Annotated in this window: 22 protein-coding genes, 1 pseudogene and 1 riboswitch; of the genes and pseudogenes, 15 read left to right on the plus strand and 8 right to left on the minus strand. The window is 73.0% G+C overall.

Annotated features, from left to right (window positions below; translation table 11 throughout):
- Positions 1 to 186: 186 nt before the first annotated feature.
- The 4 genes from PV721_RS25755 (at position 187) to PV721_RS25770 (ending at position 3,090) form a co-directional block, all read left to right on the plus strand.
- Entirely contained in the window at positions 187 to 888 is a 702-nt protein-coding gene (locus PV721_RS25755; protein ID WP_319728144.1) for an ABC transporter ATP-binding protein, read from the plus strand.
- Complete coding sequence (locus tag PV721_RS25760; protein WP_319728145.1) at positions 885 to 1,655, plus strand: ABC transporter ATP-binding protein; 771 nt, start codon at positions 885 to 887, stop codon at positions 1,653 to 1,655. The genes PV721_RS25755 and PV721_RS25760 overlap by 4 nt, the downstream gene beginning before the upstream one ends.
- 185 nt (positions 1,656 to 1,840) lie before the next feature.
- Positions 1,841 to 2,647, plus strand: coding sequence for an aldo/keto reductase (locus PV721_RS25765; RefSeq protein ID WP_319728176.1), 807 nt, complete (start codon positions 1,841 to 1,843; stop codon positions 2,645 to 2,647).
- Between the two features lie 17 nt (positions 2,648 to 2,664).
- Positions 2,665 to 3,090, plus strand: coding sequence for an RICIN domain-containing protein (locus PV721_RS25770; protein WP_319728146.1), 426 nt, complete (start codon positions 2,665 to 2,667; stop codon positions 3,088 to 3,090).
- A gap of 28 nt (positions 3,091 to 3,118) precedes the next feature.
- Here PV721_RS25770 and PV721_RS25775 read toward each other — a convergent pair whose 3' ends face one another.
- Both PV721_RS25775 and PV721_RS25780 read right to left on the minus strand, forming a co-directional pair.
- The gene (locus tag PV721_RS25775; protein ID WP_319728148.1) at positions 3,119 to 3,883 is read right to left on the minus strand and encodes a class I SAM-dependent methyltransferase; all 765 of its coding nucleotides are present in this window, start codon (positions 3,881 to 3,883) and stop codon (positions 3,119 to 3,121) included.
- A complete protein-coding gene (locus PV721_RS25780) occupies positions 3,883 to 4,188 on the minus strand; it encodes a 4a-hydroxytetrahydrobiopterin dehydratase (protein ID WP_319728150.1) in 306 nt (101 codons plus the stop codon). Before PV721_RS25780 ends, PV721_RS25775 begins: the two co-directional genes overlap by 1 nt.
- A 175-nt stretch (positions 4,189 to 4,363) precedes the next feature.
- Between PV721_RS25780 and PV721_RS25785 the strand changes: the two genes are divergently transcribed.
- Positions 4,364 to 6,160: a hydroxysqualene dehydroxylase gene (locus PV721_RS25785; RefSeq protein WP_319728152.1), complete on the plus strand. Its 1,797-nt coding sequence runs from the start codon at positions 4,364 to 4,366 to the stop codon at positions 6,158 to 6,160.
- A gap of 43 nt (positions 6,161 to 6,203) precedes the next feature.
- Positions 6,204 to 7,037, plus strand: coding sequence for a helix-turn-helix transcriptional regulator (locus PV721_RS25790; protein ID WP_319728153.1), 834 nt, complete (start codon positions 6,204 to 6,206; stop codon positions 7,035 to 7,037).
- Here PV721_RS25790 and PV721_RS25795 read toward each other — a convergent pair.
- The gene (locus PV721_RS25795; RefSeq protein ID WP_319728154.1) at positions 7,023 to 7,439 is read right to left on the minus strand and encodes a hypothetical protein; all 417 of its coding nucleotides are present in this window, start codon (positions 7,437 to 7,439) and stop codon (positions 7,023 to 7,025) included. The two genes, PV721_RS25790 and PV721_RS25795, sit on opposite strands and share 15 nt — an antisense overlap.
- Before the next feature lie 479 nt (positions 7,440 to 7,918).
- On the opposite strand from PV721_RS25795, the pseudogene PV721_RS25800 reads away from it, so the two are divergent.
- The 7 genes and pseudogenes from PV721_RS25800 to PV721_RS25830 all read left to right on the plus strand — a co-directional run.
- Positions 7,919 to 8,128 (plus strand): annotated as a pseudogene (locus PV721_RS25800) (NADP oxidoreductase); the annotation flags it as partial.
- A gap of 105 nt (positions 8,129 to 8,233) precedes the next feature.
- A complete protein-coding gene (locus PV721_RS25805; RefSeq protein WP_319728156.1) occupies positions 8,234 to 8,941 on the plus strand; it encodes a helix-turn-helix transcriptional regulator in 708 nt (235 codons plus the stop codon).
- 89 nt (positions 8,942 to 9,030) lie between these two features.
- Positions 9,031 to 9,462, plus strand: coding sequence for a hypothetical protein (locus PV721_RS25810; RefSeq protein ID WP_319728157.1), 432 nt, complete (start codon positions 9,031 to 9,033; stop codon positions 9,460 to 9,462).
- A gap of 163 nt (positions 9,463 to 9,625) precedes the next feature.
- A complete protein-coding gene (locus PV721_RS25815) occupies positions 9,626 to 10,648 on the plus strand; it encodes a hypothetical protein (RefSeq protein WP_319728160.1) in 1,023 nt (340 codons plus the stop codon).
- On the plus strand, positions 10,645 to 11,220 hold the full coding sequence (locus PV721_RS25820) for a toxin-antitoxin system, toxin component (protein WP_319728161.1): 576 nt from the start codon (positions 10,645 to 10,647) through the stop codon (positions 11,218 to 11,220). Before PV721_RS25815 ends, PV721_RS25820 begins: the two co-directional genes overlap by 4 nt.
- An 86-nt stretch (positions 11,221 to 11,306) precedes the next feature.
- A complete protein-coding gene (locus PV721_RS25825) occupies positions 11,307 to 12,740 on the plus strand; it encodes an FAD-dependent monooxygenase (protein ID WP_319728162.1) in 1,434 nt (477 codons plus the stop codon).
- Positions 12,737 to 13,975: an MAB_1171c family putative transporter gene (locus tag PV721_RS25830; RefSeq protein ID WP_319728164.1), complete on the plus strand. Its 1,239-nt coding sequence runs from the start codon at positions 12,737 to 12,739 to the stop codon at positions 13,973 to 13,975. The genes PV721_RS25825 and PV721_RS25830 overlap by 4 nt, the downstream gene beginning before the upstream one ends.
- A 97-nt stretch (positions 13,976 to 14,072) precedes the next feature.
- Here the strand turns inward: PV721_RS25830 and PV721_RS25835 are convergent, their stop codons facing one another.
- A complete protein-coding gene (locus tag PV721_RS25835; protein ID WP_319728177.1) occupies positions 14,073 to 14,918 on the minus strand; it encodes a bifunctional 5,10-methylenetetrahydrofolate dehydrogenase/5,10-methenyltetrahydrofolate cyclohydrolase in 846 nt (281 codons plus the stop codon).
- A gap of 84 nt (positions 14,919 to 15,002) precedes the next feature.
- Positions 15,003 to 15,130: riboswitch (ZMP/ZTP riboswitch) on the minus strand.
- Between the two features lie 57 nt (positions 15,131 to 15,187).
- On the opposite strand from PV721_RS25835, the gene PV721_RS25840 reads away from it, so the two are divergent.
- Positions 15,188 to 15,949 (plus strand): methyltransferase domain-containing protein, encoded by a 762-nt coding sequence (locus tag PV721_RS25840; RefSeq protein ID WP_319728166.1) that lies wholly within the window; start codon positions 15,188 to 15,190, stop codon positions 15,947 to 15,949.
- Positions 15,950 to 16,163: 214 nt separating this feature from the next.
- Complete coding sequence (locus PV721_RS25845) at positions 16,164 to 17,753, plus strand: RNA polymerase sigma factor (protein ID WP_319728169.1); 1,590 nt, start codon at positions 16,164 to 16,166, stop codon at positions 17,751 to 17,753.
- Between the two features lie 35 nt (positions 17,754 to 17,788).
- Here the strand turns inward: PV721_RS25845 and PV721_RS25850 are convergent, their stop codons facing one another.
- The 4 genes from PV721_RS25850 to PV721_RS25865 all read right to left on the minus strand — a co-directional run.
- Positions 17,789 to 19,612 carry a DUF2201 family putative metallopeptidase gene (locus tag PV721_RS25850; RefSeq protein WP_319728170.1) on the minus strand — a complete coding sequence of 608 codons (1,824 nt, stop codon included), beginning with the start codon at positions 19,610 to 19,612 and terminating at the stop codon, positions 17,789 to 17,791.
- A gap of 64 nt (positions 19,613 to 19,676) precedes the next feature.
- Positions 19,677 to 20,738, minus strand: coding sequence for an ATP-binding protein (locus PV721_RS25855; RefSeq protein ID WP_319728172.1), 1,062 nt, complete (start codon positions 20,736 to 20,738; stop codon positions 19,677 to 19,679).
- 100 nt (positions 20,739 to 20,838) lie between these two features.
- The gene (locus PV721_RS25860; RefSeq protein ID WP_319728173.1) at positions 20,839 to 21,288 is read right to left on the minus strand and encodes an SRPBCC family protein; all 450 of its coding nucleotides are present in this window, start codon (positions 21,286 to 21,288) and stop codon (positions 20,839 to 20,841) included.
- Positions 21,289 to 21,330: 42 nt separating this feature from the next.
- On the minus strand, positions 21,331 to 22,682 hold a 1,352-nt coding region (locus tag PV721_RS25865), incomplete at its 5' end, for an amino acid permease (protein WP_319728175.1).

The raw sequence follows: 22,682 nt of genomic DNA on the forward strand, positions 1-22,682 counted from the left end.
CAGTTGTGTTTTAGAGACAGGCCCTTACCCGAACCGGGGCTCCGCCCCGAACCCCGCTCCTCGAACGCCGGAGGGGCTGAAATTCCGGCCTCGCCGGCGTTCGAGGCGCGGGGGTCCCGCGGCGGAGCCCCCGCAGGGCCCGCCCTGGAGCTGCGCGGCATCACGGCCGGGTACGACGGGGGGCTCGTGCTCCACGGGGTGGACCTCGCCGTCCGCAAGGGGGAGATCCTCGCCGTGCTCGGGCCCAACGGAGCCGGGAAGAGCACCGCCTGCCGGGTGGCCGCCGGGCTGCTCCCCGTGGCGGGCGGGACGGTCCGCGTACAAGGGCGGGACGCCACCCGGGACGGAGCCGTACGGCGGTCGCGGGCCGGGGTGCTGCTCGCCCCCGAGGGCCGGGGGATCTTCCCCGCGCTCACCATCGAGGAGAACCTGGCCCTGTACCTGGGGGAGGCCGACGCCCGGGCCGCCGTCTACGCACGTTTCCCCCGGCTCGCGGAGCGCCGCACGGTGGCCGCCGGGGCACTCTCCGGCGGCGAGCAGCAGATGCTGGCCCTGGCCCCGCTGCTGCAGCGGCCGCCCGAGGTGCTGATCGCCGACGAGCCCTCGCTCGGGCTCGCCCCGCGCGTGGTGGAGGAGGTGTACGCGCTGCTCACCGAGCTCCGCGACGCCGGGACCGCGCTGCTCCTGGTGGAGGAGAAGGCCGCCGGGATCCTCGGGATCGCCGACACCGTGGCCTACCTCTCCCAGGGGCGGGTCTCCTGGTGCGGCCCCCGGGCCGAGGTGGAGGCGGACCGGCTCACCGAGGCCTACCTGGGGATGGGGACGAGCGGGATCGGGACGAGTGGGATCGGTACGAGCGGGATCGGTACGAGCGGGGTGGGGGCGTGAGCGGTTACGTTCTGGAAGCCAGTGGTGTCAGCGTCCGCTTCGGCGGAGTCAGGGCGCTGACCGGCGTGGACCTCGGCATCCGGGCGGGCGAGGTGTGCGGGCTGATCGGGCCGAACGGGGCCGGGAAGACCACGCTGTTCGACGTCCTGTCCGGGATCCGCCGGCCCGACCGCGGGCGGCTGCTGCTGGACGGCGCGGAGATCACCCGCCGCTCCCCCGTCTGGCGGGCCCGGCACGGGATGCGCCGGACCTTCCAGCGCCAGCAGTTGTTCGGGCAGCTCAGCGTGGCCGACAACGTGCTGGTGGCGCAGGAGTGGCGGGGCGGCGGGGGCGGGCTGGCCGCCGATCTCCTCGCCCTCCCGGCCCGGCGGGCCCGGGAGCTGGCCCGCCGGGCCCGCGGCGAGCGGGTGCTGGCCGACTGCGGGATCGGCGCGCTCGGGACCTCGTACGCCGGCGGGCTGCCCGTCGGGCAGGCCCGCATCGTCGAGCTGGCCCGCGCGGTGGCCGATCCGCCGCGGGTGCTGCTGCTGGACGAGCCCGCGTCCGGGATGTCGGCGCCCGAACGCGAGCAGCTGGCGGCGGTCGTCCGGCGGCTGGCGGCCGAGGAGGGCTGTGCGGTGCTGCTGGTCGAGCACAACGTGGCCTTCGTGATGGACCTCTGCGCGCGCGTGGTCGTACTGGACCTCGGGGCGGTGCTGGCCGAGGGCACGGCGGCCGAGGTGCGGGCGAACCCGCTGGTGCGGGAGGCGTATCTGGGGGCCGCGTGAGGGCTGCGTGAGGCCGTGTGCAGGGTGGTCCGAGGGGCCGTGCGAGGGGCTCGGCCGATGGCGGGAATAGCGCGTACGAGGGGCCGGTTGTCGCCCCTCGTACGACGCTGTACCGCCGCCGACGCGAGGAACGACCAGACGTGAACCAGCAGGTCCCCACCATTGAGCTCAACAACGGCAGCCTCATGCCCCAGCTCGGCTTCGGCGTCTGGCAGGTGCCCGACGCGGAGGCCGAGCACGCCGTCGGGACCGCGCTGGAAGCCGGGTACCGCAGCATCGACACGGCCGCTGTCTACGGCAACGAGAAGGGCACCGGCAAGGCCGTGGCCGCCTCCGGCGTGCCGCGCGAGGAACTGTTCGTCACCACCAAGCTGTGGAACGGCCCGAAGCGGCGGTGGGGCCGGGACGAGGTGCTGCGCGCCTTCGACGAATCCCTCGGCAAGCTGGGCCTGGACCACGTCGACCTGTACCTGATCCACTGGCCGCGCCCGATGCGCGACGACTTCGTCGCCATCTGGAAGACCTTCGAGGAGATCGCGGCGAGCGGCCGCGCCAAGGCGGTCGGCGTGTCGAACTTCCGCCCCGAGGACCTGGAGAGGCTCGCCGCCGAGAGCGCGCTGGTGCCGGCCGTGAACCAGGTCGAGCTGCACCCGCTCTTCCCGCAGGCCGAGCTGCGCGCCGTGCACGCCGCGCGCGGGATCGCCACCGAGGCCTGGTCCCCGCTCGGCCAGGGCAAGGAACTCCTCACCCTCCCGGCGGTCGTCGCGCTCGCCGGCAAGTACGGCCGCAGCGCCGCCCAGGTGGTGCTGCGCTGGCACCTCCAGCAGGGGAACATCGTGATCCCGAAGTCCGTGACCCCCGCGCGCATCCGGGAGAACCTGGACGTCTTCGACTTCGAGCTGGAGGCCGCCGACGTCGCCGCGCTGGACGCGCTCGGCGCGGGTGCGGCGGGCCGCCGGATCGGGCCGGACCCGGCCGAGTTCGACGTCTGAGGGCGGGCGACGACCAGGTGAACCTTCCCGAAGGGCTCTACCGGATCCGCAACGTGGGCAGCGGGCTGGTGCTCCAGCTGGAGGGCGCCTCCCGGGTGCGGGTCGGCCCGGACGGACCGCCCGCTCCGGAGGCCGCCCGCCGGTGGCGGATCTCGCCGGTGCACAGCGGCGGCGGGATCTTCCACGTGGTGAGCGAGGACAACGAGCGGCGCCTCGACGTCGCGAACGCGTCGACGGACAGCGGCGCCCGGGTACAGGTGTGGCGGGCCAACGCCTTCGGCGCGCAGGAATGGATCGTCGAGGAGCACCTCGACGATCCCGGGGTGGTGTCCCTGATCGCCTGCATCAGCGGCCTGCCGCTGGAGTCGGACGGGGCGGGCCGCGTCCGACAGGGCGAGGACACCGACTCCCCGGCCCAGTGGTGGCGCCTGGAGCCGGTGTAGTCCTGCGGTGCGGAGCCGCGCGCGCCCGTCAGACGCGTACGAAGCCGCGTACGCGGTACGTCGGCTCCGCGCGCGGCACGTCCTGGTCGGGCAGCAGCTCCAGCCGCGCCGCCAGCTCCTGCGGGGTGATGCCGCGCGGCGCTATGCGGGAGGCGTATCGGCCCGCGAGGAGGGCCTCGGCGGAGGCGCGTGGGCTGCGGCCCTGACCGTGGCCGGTGAAGCGGGCCTCGCCGGCCGGGCGCAGGCCCGCCCGGGCCGCGTACGCCTCGACGTCCCCGGAGGCGTCCGCGGGGGTCGGGGCCAGGTGTGCGGCGAAGACGGCGTCGATGTCGCTGCCCACGTCGTGCGCGGAGTCCTTGTCCACCGTGGTGAGGAAGACCCCGCCGGGCCGCAGGACCCGTCCGGCCTCGGCGATCACGGCGGGCACCAGTCCCGGCTGCCGCAGCAGGTGCAGCAGCCACACCGCGCTCACCGCGTCCAGCGAGCCCGACCGCACCGGCAGCCGGGCCGCGTCGGCGAGGGCCACGGGGACGCCCCGCCGCAGTGCCATGGAGGCCATGGCGTGGGAGGCGTCCGCGCCCAGGACGCGCAGGCCGGGGCGGGTCAGCCGGCTGGTGACGATGCCCGTGCCGCAGCCGAGGTCGAGGAGGGTTTCCGCGTCGGCCGGGAGCAGTTGTAGGACCGCTGCGGCCGCGGCCCCGGCGCGCGGGGCGCCGCCGCGGCTCGCGTCGTAGGCCGCGGCCTCGGCGTCGTAGTCCAGCAGGGGTTTGACGGTCTGTATGTGCGTGGTCATCAGCTCGCGCCGTGGGCGGGGGCGAGGGCCTCGACGCGTTCGGCGAGCGCGAAGTCGGTCTCGGTGACGACCCCGCCCGCGTCGTGGCTGTTCACGGAGAGCCGGACCGTGTTGTAGCCGAGGGTCAGGTCCGAGTGGTGGTTCAACTCCTCCTGGACCGAGGCGATGTGGGCGACGAGGGCGCTCGCGGCGAAGTGCGTGCCCAGCCGGTAGGTGCGGATGATCCTGTCGTCCTCGAAGGCCCAGCCGGGGAGTTCCCGCAACCGGTCCTCGATCTCCTTCTGTGACAGCGGCTCGCTCGGCATGCACCGGCTCCTTTTCCCCGTGACGTGTAGTCAAGGTTCCCACAGTGCAGACCGGAACGAACCTTTCGCGCCATAGTGCGCTCGGGTACTTCTGCGTCTTCCGCGTCCATCCGGCCCCCCATAGGCTCCTGCGCCGGACATGACTGTTACCAGCGGTAACTAGGGGGCATTCGCCATGACCAGCACGGGAAGTTCCAGGCGTACGTTCATCGCGGGCGCGGGTGCGGGCGCCGTGGCCACCGCCGGTGCACTGTCGGCCGGCGTCGCGACCGCCCCGGCGGCGGTCGCGGCGCCACCGCACGGGGAATCGGACGGCCGCCGCGTCGCCGTCCTCGGGGGCGGGGTGGCCGGCCTGACCGCGGCGCACGAACTCGCCGAGCGCGGCTACGCCGTCACGGTGTACGAGCGCCGGGCGCTCGGCGGCAAGGCGCGCAGCATGGACGTGCCCGGCAGCGCCCGCGGCGGGCGCCGGCCCCTGCCCGCCGAGCACGGCTTCCGCTTCATCCCCGGCATCTACCACAACCTGCCCGACACCATGCGGCGCATCCCCTTCCCCGGGAACGCGAACGGGGTGTGGGACAACCTCGTCGCCCCGCGCGAGATGATGTTCGCCCGGGCGGGCGGCCGCGAGGACCTGCGCGGGCCCATCCCCTGGCCGGACCACTCCCCCGCCGAGCTGACGCCCGAGGAGCTCCGGCGGGCCCTCACCGGCATCCTGCAGACGCTGGTCCGGCTCCCGCTGCACGAGACGGCGTACTTCGTGGACCGCGTGCTCGTCTTCCTCACCAGCTGCGACGAGCGGCGCACCGAGGTCTGGGAACGGACCCCGTGGTGGGACTTCGTGCGCGCGGCGCGGATGTCGTCCGAGTACCAGCGCATCCTCGCCGTCGGCATCACCCGCAACATCGTCGCGACCAAGGCCGAGGAGGCCTCCACCCGTACGGTCGGCACCCTCGGCGAGGCCTTCGTCTTCAACGTGCTGGGGCGCGGGGCGGACGGCCCGCCGGACCGGATCCTCAACCTGCCGACCAACGAGGCCTGGATCGACCCCTGGGAGGCCCACCTGCGCTCGCTCGGAGTGGAGTTCAGGATCGGGTGGACCGTACGGGAGGTGCAGTACGGGAACGGCCGGGTCAGCGGGGTCTCCGTCGAGGGCCCGGACGGCGCCCGGCAGACGGTCACGGCCGACCACTACGTGAGCGCGCTGCCCGTCGAGCACGCACGCCGCACCTGGAGCGCCGGCCTGCGGGCGGCCGATCCGATGCTGGGGCGCTGCGACAAGCTGGAGACCGACTGGATGACCGGTATCCAGTTCTATCTGACCGAGCGGGCGCCGCTGGTGCACGGGCACCTCAACTGCATCGATTCGCCCTGGTCGTTGACGGCGATCCAGCAGGCCGAGCACTGGCCCGCGCGGAACTTCCCGGCCGACTACGGCGACGGTACGGCGGTCGACTGCCTGTCGGTGGACATCTCCGAGTGGGACAAGCCGGGGATCCTGTACGGGAAGACGGCCAAGCAGTGCACCCGCGAGGAGGTGGCGCGCGAGGTGTGGGCACAGCTGAAGGCCTCCCTCAACGACACCGGGAAGGCGCTGCTGAGCGACTCCAAGCTGCACTCGTGGTTCCTGGACCCGGGGGTGGACGGGCTCGGCACCCCGCATCCCACCAACCAGGACGAGCTGCTGATCCACCCGGTGGGCACCCTCCACAACCGGCCGAGCGCGGGAACCCGCATCCCGAACTTCTTCCTCAGCGGGGACTACGTCGCGGTGGACATCGACCTGGCGACGATGGAGGGCGCGAACGCCTCGGCCCGCGCGGCCGTCAACTGCCTCCTGGACCGCGACGGTTCGAAGGCGGAGCGGTGCACGGTCAGGCCCATGTACCGGGCGCCGGAGCTGGAGTCCGCCAAGCGGCACGACCGGTGGCGCCATCGCCTCGGCCTGCGCAACATCTTCGACCTGGGGTGACGCGTGCCGCCCCGGGGCGAGGGGCTCGGCTACCGTCGTCGGCATGACCCCGACGCCTCCCGCACCGGCACCCGCGCCGGCTCCCGCCCCGACGGTCGGCGCCCTGCTCCGCGCATGGCGGGAGCGGCGCGGCATCAGCCAGCTGGAGCTGGCGGGCCGCGCCGACTCCTCGTCCCGGCACATCAGCTTCATCGAGACGGGCCGGTCCCGGCCGAGCGAGGAGATGGTGCTGAGGCTCGCCGACCGCCTCGACGTGCCGGTGCGGGAGCGCAACGCCCTCCTGCTGGCGGCGGGTTATGCCCCGCGCTACGCCCAGACCGCGCTGGACGACCCGTCCATGGAGACCCTGCGCGAGGGCATCCGGCAGCTGCTGACCGGGTACGAGCCCTACCCGGCGCTCGTCGTGGACGCCACCTACGACGTCGTCGCCGCCAACCGGGGCATCGCGATGCTGCTGGACGGGCTGCCGGAGCACCTGCTGACCCCGCCGCTGAACGCCATGCGGATCACCCTGCACCCCGAGGGCCTCGCCCCGAGGATCCGCAACCTGAGGGAGTGGCGCGGGCACCTGCTCGCCCAGATGGAGCGCCAGATCGCGCTGGCCCGCTCCGAGCCGCTGCGCGCGCTGTACGAGGAGGTGTCCGCGTACCCGGTGCCCCCGGCCGCGGAGCGCCCGGGGGACGAGGAACCGGCCGAGCCCGTCCCGTACATCGCGCTCCCGCTCGTCATCGAGCACGACGGGCACCTGCTGTCCTTCGTGTCGTCGATCGCGACCTTCAACACGCCCATGGACGTGACCGTCGCCGAGCTGGCCATCGAGACCATGCTCCCGGCCGACCCGGCGACGGTGAAGTACCTGCGCTCACTTGCCGACTGAGCGCAGGGCGAGCTGCTGGAGCAGGGCGAAGCCGGCGACGGTGAGGGCCTGCGCCGGGATCCACACGGCCCCGGCGACGGTGGGTGTGAACCACACGGCAAGGGAGACGAGGCTCAGGGCCGCCCAGGCGTAGTTGGTCTCGATCACGAGCTTCACCGGGAACGCCGATGGCTGCCGCCGCGAGGCGAGCAACCCGACGGCGGCCCCGTACACCACGAGCAGCACCCCGAGCCCGAGCAACAGCCCCTGCCCGACCCCGAGCAGCCGCCCGAGCGGCGGGGAGAAGGCGACGTAGGCGAGCCCGTTGCCGGTGGTGACGACGGAGTCCAGGGCGAGGAAGCGCCGCAGCATGACCTGCGGGACGCCGGTACGGGCCATGCTGCCGAGCAGGGTCGCGGACATGGGAAATCCCCCTCCATCGAGGTCGAACGGCCAGGTGGGACACGGCTTCCGGGGCCGAGTGCGCGGCCCCGGAACCCGATGACCCCACTGTGCCCGGCGACCCGGAAGGGGTCGATTACCTCCGGGGTAACGAGCCCACTCCTGGGACGTGCCTGGACTGGCTTTGTACCCGCCAGTTCAGGTTCCCGAATGTCCATGCCGGTCCACGTAGATCCGTCCCGCGCCGCTGCCGGCGGCTCCCCGTTTGGCTCCAGGCCGGTTACTCCTGCTTCTTGTTGCGCAGGAAGCTGCGCGCCCCACGGCCCATCAGGCAGGACGCCTACGGGCTCCATTCCCAACCGGCATCCGAGGGGCCGTCGTTGGTCGCTGCCGGTGACCGTCGACCGCCCTTTGACGGCCCATACCTGTCTCGAACTCGGGCTTCCGACCCTGTCAGCACACGGCGCCGGAGGCCCGTTGGTCTCGCACGTTTTTGCAGGCGCACGCACCAGTTGGTGCAGGACGTGGGCTGTGAACCCGTGGCCGGCGGCGGTCTCGAACGTGCGGGACTCCTGGAAGCGACCGCCGCGCTGTTCATCGCGCTGTGGGTCGGCGAGGGAGCGGATGCGCAAGCAATCGCGCCTCCGCCGGCCCATGCGGCCGGACCGATGCACCACGCAGCGGGAGGCGGCACGGAGGCATTCCGTTAGGGGTTCCCAGAGCGGCCCGGGGTGGCTCGCTCGGCGTGGAGGGGAAGCCGTTGCGCGGTGCACTCCTTGCCTTCTCGCCCCGGGCATCGGCTACGGTCCTTGACTGTGAACCGTACCGAGCGTCTGTACGCCCTGGTGGAGGAGTTACGTGCGGTCTCGCCCCGGCCGCGCAGCGCCCGGTGGCTCGCCGAGCGCTTCGGCGTCAGCATCCGCACCATCGAGCGCGACCTCGGCGCCCTGCAGCAGTCCGGTGTGCCGCTCTACGCCGAGCCGGGCCGCAGCGGCGGGTACGTGGTGGACAAGGACCACACCCTGCCGCCCCTGGCCGTCACCCCGGTCGAGGCGGCGGCGCTGGCCGTCGCCCTGCACGGGCTGTCCGGGACACCGTTCGCCGCGGACGCCCGTTCGGCGCTGTACAAGGTGCTCGCCGTCATGCCGCAGCGCGATCGTCAGGCCTCGCGCGAGCTCGCCGCCCGGGTTCGGCTCGCCGTGAACCCCGTCCGGCCGTCCGCGCTCCCGCACACCCTGCGCGAGGCGCTCTCGACCCGCCGGCTGCTGCACCTGTGCTACGCCGACGGGGAGGGCGAGGTCACCGACCGCACCGTCGAACCCCTGGGCTTCCTCGGAGGCGACCACTGGTACCTCATCGGCTGGTGCCGGCTGCGCTCCGCCGTGCAGGGCTTCCGTCTCGACCGCATCCGGGAGGCGCGGGCACTGGAGGAGACGGCGGAGCCGCGTCCGGTGGACCTGTCCGAACTGGACACGCCCGGACGGGATTTCGTCGCACTCGACGAGCTCTATGGTTTCGCTTGAGCCGCCGTCCGGAGGGCTAAACACCGACAGGGGGTTGTCGCCCCCGGCCCGGAGGCTGGGTGACCACGAACCGACCATGGAAGGCACCCATGTCTGTGACGACGACCCCCACCACCGACTCCGCACCGCTGACCCGGGAGGCCGGCACCCGCCTGGTGGAGGGCTGGACGGCGCTCTGGAACGGAGAGGTCGCCCTCGCCGAGCAGATCCTCGCCCCCGGCTTCCGGCTGCACTTCGCGGACGACTTCGACGGCACCGGCTCCGCCCACACGTTCGGCCCGGACGAACTGACGGCGTTCATCTCGGCCAACAGCCTCGCCCTCACCGGCCTGACGTTCGCCGCCGACGCCGCGCCGCTGGTCGACTCAGAGCGCGGCGAGATGGCCTGCCGGTGGATCGAGAGCAACGCCGACGGCAGCGGAGACGTCGTCATCAAGAGCGGCATCGACATGTTCGCGGTCACGGACGGCCGGATCTCCGCCGTCTGGTCACTCACCGGCAACCGCCGCTTCGACGCCTGACCGCCCACGGCAACCCACTGCTCGCCTCGGAGGTCATGCCAACCCTTTTTGAGCTGTACGGCAGGAAACGTTGGGGTTCCCCTGGCTCGGGCAGGGGCGGGGGGCTAGGCTTCACGGAGCCCGATGCACTCGAACGTCTTGTCGACATATGGAGCTTCCGCCGGTGCGAGCCGCCGTCCGACCCGATCTCGCCGCGATCTGGCGGCGTGTCGAGGCACTGTCGGTGCGGCGCGGCCAGGATCCGGCCGGAGTGCTGGACGCCGAGCGGCTGAGCCATCTGTCCGGGGTCGAACCCGGGCGCATAGCGCAGGTGGTGGCGGGCACGGCGGCCGAGGTGCCGCTGGATCAGCGCGTGCACCAGCGGTTCCTGCGGCTGCGCGCCACCCGCCGGGACAAGCACGGCCGGGAGTGGCCGCTCGCCGCCATCGCCGACGACTTCGACGCCCCCGGAGCCTCCCTCGGGCCGCTCAACGCGGGCACCGGGCTGCCGCGGATGGGCCACGCGGCGGGCGTACAGCGGTTCTTCGGGGTCTACGCCGGCTTCCTGCTGGCCGACAGCAAGAGCGCGGTGGAGCGGGCCCTCGCCCTCTCGGCCACCGCCGCCACCGCCGCCACCGCCCCGGACGGCCGGGACGGCCGGGACGGCCTGGAGCACCTGTCGTACCTCACCGGCATGACCCCCCAGGCCATCCGGCTCACCCTCGACGGCGAGCCGCCCCGTCTCCCCCTCAAGGAGCAGGTGCACCACCGGTTCGAGCACCTGCGCCGGACCCGCGTACGGGAGGACGGCCAGGCCCATTCGCTGGCGGCCATCGCCAAGTCCTTCGACGCGTCGGGCCAGTCGCTGACCCGCGTCGCCCAGGGCGAGGGCCTGCCGAACCTCGCCGCGGCCGCCGGGATCCAGCGGTTCTACGGAGTCGAGAGCGGTTTCCTGCTGGCCGACGACACCGAGGCGCTCGCCACCGCACTCGCCCTGATCGAGGCCGAACTGGAGTCCGCGGAGCGGGAGCAGGAGAACCCGATGCTGGCCGTGCTGCGGGCGCACGACGTACGGAGCATCGTGACGCGGGCCGGCCGGCTCTCCCCGCGGGGCTGGAAGTCGCTCGCCGACCACTTGGACGACCTGCTCGCGCGGGAGGGCCAGCTCGGCCGTCCGGCGGAGCCCGACGAGGGGGGAGCGTCATGAGGACCACACGGGCGATGCGCAGGCTCGGCGGCGATCTGCTCGCCGACGCGCGGCTGACGCCGCCGGCCGGCGCTGCCGAGATCATCGGCGCGCTGTGCACCGCGTACGGCCGGCGGCGCGGCGGACGGAAGGTCGACTTCCGCTTCGCCTCCTTCCCGCCCGACACGGCCAGCGGGCTGTGGCTGGAGATGGACGCGCGCGATCTCCTCGTCATCGAGGAACACACCCGCCCCGAGCACCAGCTCGTCATCGCCTGCCACGAGTTGTGGCACGTGGACGAGGGCACCTGCGACAGCCACGGCCCGGGCATGGCGGTGGCCGCCCGGCTGACGGACGGCGCGGACGGCCGCGGGGGCGGCCTCACGGAGCTGCTGCAGTCGGACACCGGTCTGGGCACGGTGGTCCGGCAGGCCGCCGCCCGCGCGGACCGGGAGGACCCCGCGGAGGTCCGGGCCGAGATCTTCGGCCTGTACCTCGGCAAACTCCTGAAGCCCTACCTGCCGCCTCCCCGGGAGGAACAGGTACCCGAGGCGATCGAGCGCATCAAGACCTCGCTCGGCTGGGGGCGTTGAGCGTCACGCCGGTGACCAGCAACGCCGCCCCGCCGCACCCCTTGCGCCGATGCCCTCAGCACGGCCCTGACAGAGAGCACGACACGATGACCCAGTCTTCCCCGCCCCGCCACGCCGTCGTCATCGGCGGCAGCATGGCCGGCCTGCTCGCGGCCGCCGTCCTGGCCGAGCACGCCACGGTCACGATCATCGACGCGGACACCCTCCCGGACAGCCCGGCGCCGCGCCGCGGACTGCCCCAGGCCCGGCACGTCCACGTCATGTGGTCCGGCGGGGCGCGCGCGATCGAGGACATCCTGCCCGGCATCACCGAGGACTGGACGGCGGCGGGCGCGATCCGCCGCAGCCTGCCCACCGACCTGGTCACCAAGACCGCCGAGGGCTGGATCCCGCGCTGCCCGGAGATGCAGTTCAACATCTCCTGCAGCCGCGACCTCCTCGACTCGGTCGTCCGGGCCCGCGTGACCGCCCTGGAAGGGGTCTCCACCCTCCAGCAGAGCCGCGTCCGCGGCCTGGAGGGCACGGCGGCCCGGATCACCGGCGTCCGCGTCGACACCCCGGGGGAGGACGGCAGGTTCGTGCCCGCCGACCTCGTGGTCGACGCGAGCGGCCGCGGCTCCCGCGCCCGCACCTGGCTGCAGGAACTCGGCGTCGGCGGCATCCGGCAGGCCGAGGTCGACTCCGGCCTGGTCTACGCGACCCGCATCTTCGAGGCGCCCGCCGGAGCCCACGAGTCGGGCTTCCCGATAGTCAACGTCCAGTCCGACCCCCGCGTGCCCGTCCCGGGCCAGACGGCCACCATCGTGCCCATCGAGAACGGCCAGTGGCAGGCCACCCTCTCCGGCACCCGGGGCGGCCAGCCGACCGGCGACCCCGACGCGTTCATCCCGTTCGCCAAGGGCATCCGGGACCCGATCGTCGGCGAGCTCCTGGAGGGCCGCAAGCCCCTCACGGACGTGGCCGTCACCAAGGGCACCGCGAACCGGCGGATCTTCTTCGAGAAGGTGGAGCTGCCCGACGGCTTCTTCGCCGTCGGCGACTCGGTCGCCACCTTCAACCCGCTGTACGGGCAGGGCATGACCGTCGCCGCCCAGGGCCTGCTGGCCGTACGCTCCCTGCTGCGGGCCAGGGGGCTCGCCCACCCGGCCTTCGGGCGCGAGGCGCAGCGCGCGATCGCCCCGCAGGTCGCCACCGCCTGGGACCTCGCCACCTCGCAGGACATCCTCTACCCCGGCGCCACCGGCATGAAGCCGCGGACCGGAGCCGGGCTGCTCAACGCGTACGTCAGCCGGCTGATGACCGGGGCCACCACCCGGGAGGCGCTGACCGCCGCCTTCCTCCAGGTCATCACCATGAGCAGCACGCCCACCCACTGGCTGAAGCCGTCGGTGGTCTGGAACGTCCTGCGCGCCTCCGACCGCGGCGCGCTGAAGGCGCCGCCGCTGACCGCCGCCGAGCGGACGGTCGCCGGGCTCGACCAGCGGGCGGATCCGGCCGACCCCGTCGGCCGGGCCCGGTGAAGAGCGGCCTGATCCTCTACGTGCCCGGGGCGCTCCTGATCCTGATCCTGCTGGTCAAGGCGCCCACCCTGCGCAGGAGGTGGGACCAGCCTCCGATGCGGGCCGTCTGCGCGCTGCTGGTCATGGGCTGCCTCGTCCTCATCCTGGCCGCGCCGCCGACGATCGCGGCCGTCAACCGCTTCACCGGGGTGGCCAACTTCTCGGCCCCGCTGGTGTTCGGCCTGATCACGGCGTTCTCCGGGTCGTGCGTCGTGCTGGTCCTGCAGTGGGGCGGCGGCCCGCCGGCCGTGGTGCGCCGGGCCACCCGGCTGACGGTGGCCGTGTACGGCGGGGTCACGGCGGCGATCGTCGTCCTCTTCGCGATGGGCGAGGCGCCGGTGGAGCGGCTGCGGGACCTGGACACGTACTACGCCGACACCCCGTGGATCCGGGAGATGATCGTCTGCTACCTGCTGGCGCACACCGTGGGCAGCTCGGCACTGACCGTGCTGACCGGGCGGTGGCTGCGCCGCACCCACCCCTCCCTGCGGCCGCTGCGTACCGGGCTGGCCCTGATCATGACCGGGGGGCTGCTGGACCTCGGCTACCTCGTCGCCAAGTGGACCGCGCTGGGCGCCCGCTGGAGCGGCCGCGACTGGGACGGCCTGTCCACGGACGCGGCGCCGCCGCTGGCCGCGGGGGCGGCCCTGATGGTGGCGACCGGCTTCATCGTGCCGCTGGTCGGCGGGTCGGCGACCTGGCGGGACTTCAGCGAGTACCGGGGGCTGCACCCGCTGTGGAAGGCCCTGCGGGGGTACGCCGCGTCCAGTGTGCGGACGGTTCCGCTCACCTGGTGGTCACCGGTCGGGATCCGGCTGATCCACCGCGAGTCCGTCATCGACGACGGGATCCTGGCCCTCGCCCGCTGGTTCGACCCGGCCGTGCGCCGGGCGGCGTACGAGGCCGCGCGCGGGCAGGGCATCAGCGAGGCCCGGGCCGAGGCCGTCGCCGACGCCGCCATGCTCGCCGCCGCATGCGGGCGCAGGACCGCGGCCACCGGTGCCGCTGCCCCTGCCCCTGCCGCCGAAGCGGATGCCGCCGCCACCGGAACGGATCCCGGCCTCGACACCGGCTCGGTACCGCTCCGGGACTCCGAGCCGCCCCGCCTGTCCGGCCAGCCCCTGACCGCCCTGGCCCGCGAGTTCCGCGCCTCCCCCATCGTCGCCGCCGCCCGGGCCGCCGCCGTACGGGCCTAGGGGCGAGGCCTGGGGGCCGCCAAGGGCCCCTCAGCCGGGAAACAGAACGCCCCGGACCCGAGGGCCCGGGGCGTCCGTCGTACGCGCGGGGCGCGGCTCAGAGCTCCGCGAGGTCCAGCCCGGCCTGCGCGGCGGCCGCCTGGACGGTCTGCTCCAGCAGGACGGCGATGGTCATCGGGCCGACACCGCCCGGGACCGGGGTGATCAGCGAGGCGCGCGCGGCGGCGGACTCGAAGTGGACGTCGCCGACGTTGCCCTCGTTGTATCCGGCGTCCAGGACCACCGCGCCCGGCTTGATGTCCTCGCCCCGGATGAACTCGGCCTTGCCGACGGCGGCGACCAGCACGTCCGCCTGGCGCACGATCGAGGGGAGGTCCCGGGTACGGGAGTGGCAGTAGGTGACGGTGGCGTTCTGCTCCAGCAGCAGCATGCCTGCCGGCTTGCCCAGGATGGCGCTGCGGCCGACGACGACGGCGTGCTTGCCGGTCAGGTCCACGTCGTAGGCGGCGAGCAGGCGCATGATGCCGCCGGGGGTGCAGGAGACGAAGCCCGGCAGCCCGAAGCCCATCGCGGCGAAGGAGTGCATGGTGACGCCGTCGACGTCCTTGCCCGGGGCGATGGCCTCGAAGGCGGCGCGCTCGTCGATGTGGTGCGGGACGGGGTGCTGCAGCAGGATGCCGCTGATCTCGGGGTCCTCGGAGAGCGCGGTGAGGGTGGCCACCAGTTCCTCGGTGGTGGTCCCGGCGGGCAGCTCGACGTGGCGCGAGGTGATCCCGGCCTTGGCGCAGCGGTTCTGCTTCATGCGCACGTAGGTGACGGACGCGGGGTCCTCGCCGACCAGCACGGTCGCGAGGCAGGGCGCGGTGCCGGTGCGCTCGGTGATCTTCGCCGCGTATGCGGCGGTCTGCTCCGAGATGCGGCGGGCGAGGGCGGTGCCGTCCATCAGCCGGGCGGTGTCGGTGGCGGCCCGGGCAGGCTGGGCAGTCTGGGCGGTCGTCACGGGGTCTCCTGAACGTCGCTGCGGATCGCGGTTCGCCCAGGCGCGCGGCAGTCGACGTACCGGAAGGTTCCGAAATCCGCAGGTCCGGAGGTCCGCAGGTACGCCGGGCCGCTCCCCGGTGGTGATCCACCCGAACGCCAGTCACGGCCCGCCGCCCACTGTAGTCGACATATCCGGTGGATGACCGGCGCCCGACCTGGGACGATCGATACATGACGCGCACTTTCGACCATCTTGTCGCCGAGGCCGAGTCCGTCTCCGTGGACGGCTGGGACTTCTCGTGGCTCGACGGCCGGGCCACCGAGCAGCGCCCCTCCTGGGGGTACCAGCGGCTGCTGGCCGAGCGCCTGTCCCGGGTCCGGTCGGCACTGGACGTCCAGACCGGCGGCGGCGAGGTCCTCGCCGGGTCCGGGCCCCTGCCCCCGCTGATGGCCGCCACCGAGTCCTGGCCGCCCGACATCGAGAAGGCGACCCGGCTGCTGCACCCGCTGGGCGCGGTGGTGGTCGCCGACTCCGACGAGCCGCCGCTGCCCTTCGGCGACGAGGCCTTCGAGCTGGTGACCAGCCGGCACCCGGTGACCATCTGGTGGGAGGAGATCGCGCGGGTGCTGACCCCGGGCGGCACCTACCTCTCGCAGCAGGTCGGCCCGGCGAGCGTCTTCGAGCTCGTCGAGTACTTCCTCGGCCCCCAGCCGGAGGAGGTCCGGCGCGGCCGGCACCCCGACGACGCGATCGCCGCGGCCGCCGGGGCCGGCCTGGAAGTCGTCGATCTGCGCTCCGAACGTCTGCGCACGGAGTTCCACGACGTCGGAGCCGTGATCTACTTTCTGAGGAAGGTGATCTGGATGGTGCCCGGCTTCACGGTCGGGCAGTACCGGGACCGGCTGCGCGAGCTGCACGAACAGATCGAACGCGAAGGTCCGTTCGTCGCGCACACCGCCCGCTTCCTCATCGAGGCCCGCAAAAAGGGCTGAAAGGAGGGTGGACGGAATCAGGCCGGACAGGGTTGCGCGGCCACAGCGTGGCGCAGGTCACTCAATTCAGCGCGTAACGAATCGACTCGGGCATGCGATGAACCGACAGGTGTCCTCGCGCGGCCCGGAATACAGACCCCCCTCGGGTCTGTTTCCCGAGTTCGCGCGATGATGTCCCGCCCACCCCTTATCTGTTCGCAACGAGAGGCTCCTTGTGTCGCTCAGCCCGTCCCGTACGTTCCCTCCGGAGATCGCCGAATCCGAGGCCCTGGTAGCGCTCGTCGAGCGCGGCCGCGAGCAGGGTCACATCAACGGTGACGACGTGCGCCAGGCCTTCGAGGCCGGCCGCATCCCGGTGGACCAGTGGAAGCGGGTCCTGCGCAGCCTGAACCAGGTCCTGGACGAGGAGGGTGTCGCCCTCCACGTCAGCGCGGCCCCTGCCACCAAGGCTGCCGCCAAGAAGCCCCGCAAGGCTGCCGCCGCCCCGGCCCGCACCGTGGCCAAGAAGGCCGCCGCCGCGCCGCGCCCCATCGGCGCGCGCAAGACCTCGGCCGCCAGCACCGCCACGGCCACTGCCTCGGCGATATCCGCATCGTCGGCCGCCGCCGCCCCGGACGAGGCGTCGGCCGAGGCCGCCGCCGAGCCGAAGAAGCGCACGGTCAAGAAGACCGCCGCCAAGAAGACCGCCGTGAAGAAGACCGCCGCGGCGAAGAAGACCAGCGCCAAGGACGCCGACGAGGGCGAGACCCCCGTGGTGGAGGGCGAGGACTGGGCGGCCGAGGACCTGGCCGACGAGGCCGAGGAAGAGACCCCCAAGGCCGGCGGCACCCAGGGCTTCGTCCTGTCCGACGACGACGAGGACGACGCTCCGGCGCAGACGGTCATGGTGGCCGGCGCCACCGCCGACCCCGTCAAGGACTACCTCAAGCTGATCGGCAAGGTGCCGCTCCTCAACGCCGAGCAGGAGGTGGAGCTCGCCAAGCGCATCGAGGCGGGTCTCTTCTCCGAGTACAAGCTCGAAGAGGAGGAGGACCACAAGCCCGCGTTCAAGCGCGAGCTGGAGATCCTCGTCGAGGACGGCCGCCGCGCGAAGAACCACCTGCTGGAGGCCAACCTCCGTCTCGTGGTCTCCCTCGCGAAGCGCTACACGGGCCGCGGCATGCTCTTCCTGGACCTGATCCAGGAGGGCAACGTCGGTCTGATCCGCGCCGTGGAAAAGTTCGACTACACCAAGGGCTTCAAGTTCTCCACGTACGCCACCTGGTGGATCCGGCAGGCGATCACGCGTGCCATGGCCGACCAGTCGCGCACCATCCGCATCCCCGTGCACATGGTCGAGATCATCAACAAGCTCGCCCGCGTGCAGCGCCAGATGCTCCAGGACCTGGGCCGCGAGCCCACCCCGGAGGAGCTGGGCAAGGAACTCGACATGACCCCCGAGAAGGTCATCGAGGTCCAGAAGTACGGCCGCGAGCCGATCTCCCTCCACACCCCCCTGGGTGAAGAGGGCGACAGCGAGTTCGGTGACCTCATCGAGGACTCCGAGGCGGTCGTGCCCGCGGACGCGGTCTCCTTCACCTTCCTCCAGGAGCAGCTCCAGTCGATCCTGGGCACGCTCTCGGAGCGCGAGGCGGGCGTGGTCTCCATGCGGTACGGCCTCAACGACGGCCAGCCGAAGACCCTGGACGAGATCGGCCGCGTGTACGGGGTCACCCGTGAGCGCATCCGCCAGATCGAGTCCAAGACCATGTCGAAGCTGCGCCACCCGTCGCGTTCGCAGGTCCTGCGCGACTACCTCGACTAAAAACGGGGTCCGCACCGAGAACGGGGTCCGCGCCCTCAGGTCAGCCGGAAGACGGGCCCCCGGGGCGTGAACGGCAGGGAGGCGCCCTGCGGAACCAGATAGGCGTGTTCGCGCCGGATCCGCAGGGTGTCGCACCACCCGTCCGTGATCACCAGGACCGGGGCCCCGGGCGGGAAGTCCTCCGCCCGCTGCAGCAGGTCGATGCCCGGCTGCAGCACGGTCCCGCCGCGCCCCCGCACCCGTACCCGGCCCGCGATCTCGGCGGGCGGCAGATAGCCCGCGTCGTACGGCGCCGCGTCGCAGAAGACGACGCGTGCCGCCGGTACGTCGCGGGCTTCCGCGTACGAGGCGATGGCGCCCAGTGCCTTGCCGAGCAGGGCGGTGTCCATCGACCCCGAGGTGTCGAGCACCACCCCGAAGGTGCAGCGGGCGATCTCCTCCGGCGGGAAGTGCCGGCCCGCGCGGGGGATGTCCGGGGTGGAGGCCTGGCGGCGCGCCGGGCGCGCGTAGGACCGTACGGCCTCCGGACGCGGCACGTACTCGTCGAACCAGCGGGCGAGCCGGGCGTCCCAGGGGACGGGCGGGTGGGCGAGCGCCCGGATCTCCTCGGCGAGGCCCGCGGGCAGCAGCCCGCGCTCCCCGTATCCGTGCAGGTCGAAGCCCTGGACCAGGCCGCGCCGGTAGAACTCGTCCAGGTCCGTGTACGGGCCGCTGCCCGGGTGGGCCAGCGGCTCGCCCAGGATGTCCCCGAGGCCCTTGCCGCGCAGGGTGGCGAGGCGGCGCATCCGGCGCAGGTCGGTGGTGATCCGGTCGTAGACCTCCTCGACGGACAGGTCCCGCAGCGCGGGGTCGTGGAGCAGCCCCTCGGGCATCGTGCCGACGCCCATCTCCACGAGCCAGCCGTTGACCACGTAGTCGGCGGCGACGTTGTGCAGGTACGGGTCGCGGGCGCCGCAGCGCTCGCCGTGGCGCAGGGCGGCGTGCAGCATCTCGTGGGCCAGGACGAACCGCCACTCCTCGTCCTCGAAGGTGCGCAGCGGGTTGATGTAGATCTCCCCGGCGGTGGCGCTGACCGCGGCGATGGAGATGTTCCGGTCGCGGGCCAGTTCGGCGTCCGCGACGACGGTCAGTCCGGCGGCCAGCCCGCCGAGCAGCGGGTACGAGGAGACGAACCAGTTCAGCGCCTGGTCCCACGGGCGTACGCGGACCCGCTCTCCCGTGATCCGGTCGCGGCGGCCGCCGGCGACGTCCATGGCGGCGGAGACGCTGCGGGTCAGGGCGTGCGCGAAGGCGGTCTCCCAGTCGGGGACCGCCGTGTTCGGCCCTGCGTTCCAGGGCTCCAGGACCTGGTCGGGGTGGTCCCCGGCGGTGCCGCAGTGCTCGTAGGCGGCCGGGATGCCGTCGCGGCGCCAGCGGGCGGCCAGCAGGTCTTCGTCACCGCCGGGGTACTCGGCGGGCAGGTGGTCCGGGGCCCGGCCGACGGGGAAGGTCAGCAGGAAGCGGTTGACGACGGCGCAGCGGGCGGCGACGTCGAAGCGGTCGGGCTGGGGGCGGTGCCGGTCGTCGGCGGCGGGCACGTGGCCGAAGCCCAGGTGGAGCAGGGCGTGGGCGATCGTCCAGGCCCATTGCGCGGGTTCGGCGCGCCGGGTGGGGTGGACGTGGATCCTGCCGTTGGAGGTCACGACGGCCAGTCCCCCGGCCGGGTTGTCCGCGCACGTGGCCTGGCGGCAGATCTTGGCGTCGACCGCGCCGAGGGCCGGGTTCCGCTTGACCAGGGTCAGGCCCTCGGCGAAGGCCCGGGTGGCGGGGTCGGCCGTGGCCTCCTTGCCGTTCTTGCCCCGCGGAGTGGTCCGGCTCACGCGCCGGCCCCCTCTCGGCGGGCCGGGGCGGCGGTCCGGTCGCCCGCGTCCGGGCGGGGCCGGCTCACCGGCGGGCCTCGACCAGCCGGGGCATGTCCCGGGCGGCCTCGACCAGGAACCAGGCGGGCAGCACGGGCAGGCCGTCGGCGTCGTCGGCGATGACGGTCTGGGCCACCTCGACGGAGATCTCGGCGAGCTGGACGAGCAGCGACTTGAAGCGGTACGCGGACTGCCGCACGGCGGGCGAGACGTGTTCCTTCTGCGCCGGGAGTTCCTTGAGCAGCCGGCCGCGGAAGGACTCGGCGAGGTAGTAGAGGAGATCGCGGTCGGCGGGGCGGGTGGGCCAGGAGGCGTCGCCCTTCATGATCGCCTCGATGCCGAAGGTGTGCCGGACGATCTTGGCGTAGCCGCAGAAGGAGACGGCGTGGGCGGGGGTGAGGGTGCCGTGCGCGATCACCTTCAGGGTCTGCTCGTCCAGCTCCGGCCCGAAGGAGTGCAGGGCGTCGGAGAGCATGTGCCAGGAGCGCGGGGTGGAGAAGGGCTCTTCGGTCTTGGGCGGCTGCGACCAGAGGTGGTCGGGGCGGTCGGTGAGGTGGTCGGTGATCCAGGGGTGGATGCCGTTCTCCCCCGCCCAGACGAGCCAGTCGGCGGCCGAGGCCTGCAGGTGGACGTGCGTCAGCCGGTTCACGAGCGCGGAGGCGATGGGCCGGGCGAGCGCGTTGTCCGTGGCCCGGTTGCCGGCGCCGATGACGATGGAGCCGGCGGGCAGCTCGTAGGAGCCGATCCGGCGGTCGAGGATCAGCGAGTAGAAGGCCTTCTGGACGTCGGGGCTCGCGGCGTTGAGCTCGTCGAGGAAGAGGCAGTACGGCTCGTCGCGGGCGATGGACTCGGGCGGGCAGAAGACGGAGCGGCCGTCACGGATCTGCGGTACGCCGATCAGGTCCTCGGGGGCGAGCTGGGTGCCGAGCAGGCTGACGCACTCCAGGCCCAGCGAATCGGCGAACTTCCGTACGAGCGAGGACTTGCCGATGCCCGGTGCCCCCCACAGGAACACCGGCCGGACGGTGGCGAGGCCGAGGAGCAGTTCGGGGATCTGGGCGGGAGTGACGGTGACGGCAGCCTGCACGGGTGTGGATGTCCTCGGAGTCCGGGTGAGTGGTGCGCCCAGTGTGGGCACACCGCGCTCTCCCGGGCACCCGGTTTTCGGGCCCGGCGCTCCCGTGGCGTCAGTACGCCGAGTGCTCCAGGAGGTGTTTCAGCTTCTCCTCTCCGCGGGGCATCTCCTTGCGGACCATGGGCTTGACCACGAGGGGGACGAGGGCCCTGCCCATGCCGTGTCCCTCGAAGTCGACGGAGAGGGTGACGCGCGAGCGGGTCCCGCCGTCGAGGGGTTCGATCCTGCCCCGTACGTCGGGCCGGACCGGTCCGTCGACGCCGTGGAGGTGCCAGCTCCGCGGCGGGTCCATGGCCGTGTACTCCATCCTCGTGGGGATCCTCCGCCTGCCGATCTGCCGGGTGACGAGGACCTGGGAACCGACGTGGACGGGGAGGTCCCCCATGGGAACGGCGGACACGGCGCTGTGCTGCCACTCCGGCAGGTGCGTGGGGTCCGTGATGTAGGAGTAGACGTCCTCGGGCGTGCGGTCGATGTCGATGCTCTTGCTGATCGCGGACATGGCGACCCCTTGGAGCCCCCCTGACTTGCCCCTCCCTCCAAATTACTCCGCGGGCGAATCGGCGGCCCGCTGCCTGCGGGCGGCCATCACGGCGTACACGAGGACGCCGGCGAAGAGGAAGAGCACGCCCTGGTAGACGGCCGCGTAGCCGGAGCCGGCGACCAGCCACATCGAGAAGGCGAAGGCCAGGCAGGCGAGGACGGCGTCGCGGACCAGCCGGCCGGGCCGGACCCGATCGGAGCGGCCCGAGGCCAGGAAGTAGATCTGCGCGGCGGTGGAGAGCAGGTACGGGACGGTCGCGGTGAAGGTGGTGACGAGGACCAGGACCTCGAAGACCCGCTGCGAGCCGGCCGTGTAGTTGTAGACGGTCAGCGCCGAGGCGAGGGCGACCGTGACGAGGACGCCCGCCACGGGCACGCCGCGCTTCTTCGTCTCGAAGACCTTCGGGAAGAGTCCGTCCTTCGCGGCGGCGTACGGGGTCTGCGCGCTGAGCAGGGTCCAGCCGTTGAGCGCGCCCGCCATCGAGACCACGGCGGCGCAGGCGACGACCGTGCCGCCCCACGTGCCGCCGAACATGGCGTTGACGGCGTCGCTGAAGGGGGCCTCGGAGGAGACCAGCTTCTCGTGCGCGACCAGGCCGAAGACGGCGAGGGTGCCGAGCAGGTAGACGGTGGCGGCGCCGACAGTGCCGAGGATCGTGGCCCGGCCGACGTTGCGGGCCGGGTCGCGGACCTCGCCCGCGCTGACGGCGGCGGACTCGACGCCCAGGTAGCTGAAGAGCAGGATCGCGGCGGAGGCGGAGACGGCGCCGACCGCGCTCTGGCCGGTGGCCTGGAAGGGGCCGAGGTTGGCGGGATCGAAGAAGAACAGCCCGCCCACGGCGACGAGCAGCAGCGGGGCGAACTTCAGCACGGTGGAAACCAGTTGGACGGCGCCGACGTACCGGGTGCCGGCCAGGTTGGCGAGCGCCGGGAGCCACTGCACGCAGAGGGCCGCCAGGCACATGGACCACTTGTGCGCGCCGACGGCGGGGAAGAGCACGTTGAGGTATCCGACGGCCGCCACCGCGAGTGCGGCGTTGGAGACCCAGGTGGTGATCCAGTAGCTCCAGGCGGCGAGGAAGCCGGCGAAGTCGCCGAAGGCGGCGCGGGCGTAGACGTACGGGCCGCCGGTCCGGGGGTGCCGGTGGGCGAGGCGGCCGAAGACGAGGGCGAGGGTGATCGCGCCGAGGGTGAGCACGGCGAAGGCGACGAGGCTGATGGTGCCGAAGGGGGCCACCGAGGCGGGCAGGAGGAAGATCCCGCCGCCGATGATGTTGCCCATGACCAGGCAGGTCGCGACGGGAAGGCCGAAGCGGCGCTCGCCCTGCGGGCGGGGCTCGGCGGTCCCGGGGG

It is taken from the genome of Streptomyces sp. MB09-01, assembly GCF_033794505.1.
In the GTDB taxonomy this organism is placed as follows: Bacteria; Actinomycetota; Actinomycetes; order Streptomycetales; family Streptomycetaceae; genus Streptomyces.

What these genes read in the sequence shown, in the direction of transcription:
- PV721_RS25765 (WP_319728176.1), top strand. Translation starts at nt 1,841, where the DNA reads ATGCCCCAGCTCGGCTTCGGCGTCTGGCAGGTGCCCGACGCGGAGGCC.
- PV721_RS25775 (WP_319728148.1), bottom strand. Translation starts at nt 3,883, where the DNA reads ATGACCACGCACATACAGACCGTCAAACCCCTGCTGGACTACGACGCC.
- PV721_RS25780 (WP_319728150.1), bottom strand. Translation starts at nt 4,188, where the DNA reads ATGCCGAGCGAGCCGCTGTCACAGAAGGAGATCGAGGACCGGTTGCGG.
- PV721_RS25785 (WP_319728152.1), top strand. Translation starts at nt 4,364, where the DNA reads ATGACCAGCACGGGAAGTTCCAGGCGTACGTTCATCGCGGGCGCGGGT.
- PV721_RS25790 (WP_319728153.1), top strand. Translation starts at nt 6,204, where the DNA reads ATGACCCCGACGCCTCCCGCACCGGCACCCGCGCCGGCTCCCGCCCCG.
- PV721_RS25795 (WP_319728154.1), bottom strand. Translation starts at nt 7,439, where the DNA reads ATGTCCGCGACCCTGCTCGGCAGCATGGCCCGTACCGGCGTCCCGCAG.
- PV721_RS25810 (WP_319728157.1), top strand. Translation starts at nt 9,031, where the DNA reads ATGTCTGTGACGACGACCCCCACCACCGACTCCGCACCGCTGACCCGG.
- PV721_RS25820 (WP_319728161.1), top strand. Translation starts at nt 10,645, where the DNA reads ATGAGGACCACACGGGCGATGCGCAGGCTCGGCGGCGATCTGCTCGCC.
- PV721_RS25825 (WP_319728162.1), top strand. Translation starts at nt 11,307, where the DNA reads ATGACCCAGTCTTCCCCGCCCCGCCACGCCGTCGTCATCGGCGGCAGC.
- PV721_RS25835 (WP_319728177.1), bottom strand. Translation starts at nt 14,918, where the DNA reads ATGGACGGCACCGCCCTCGCCCGCCGCATCTCGGAGCAGACCGCCGCA.
- PV721_RS25840 (WP_319728166.1), top strand. Translation starts at nt 15,188, where the DNA reads ATGACGCGCACTTTCGACCATCTTGTCGCCGAGGCCGAGTCCGTCTCC.
- PV721_RS25860 (WP_319728173.1), bottom strand. Translation starts at nt 21,288, where the DNA reads ATGTCCGCGATCAGCAAGAGCATCGACATCGACCGCACGCCCGAGGAC.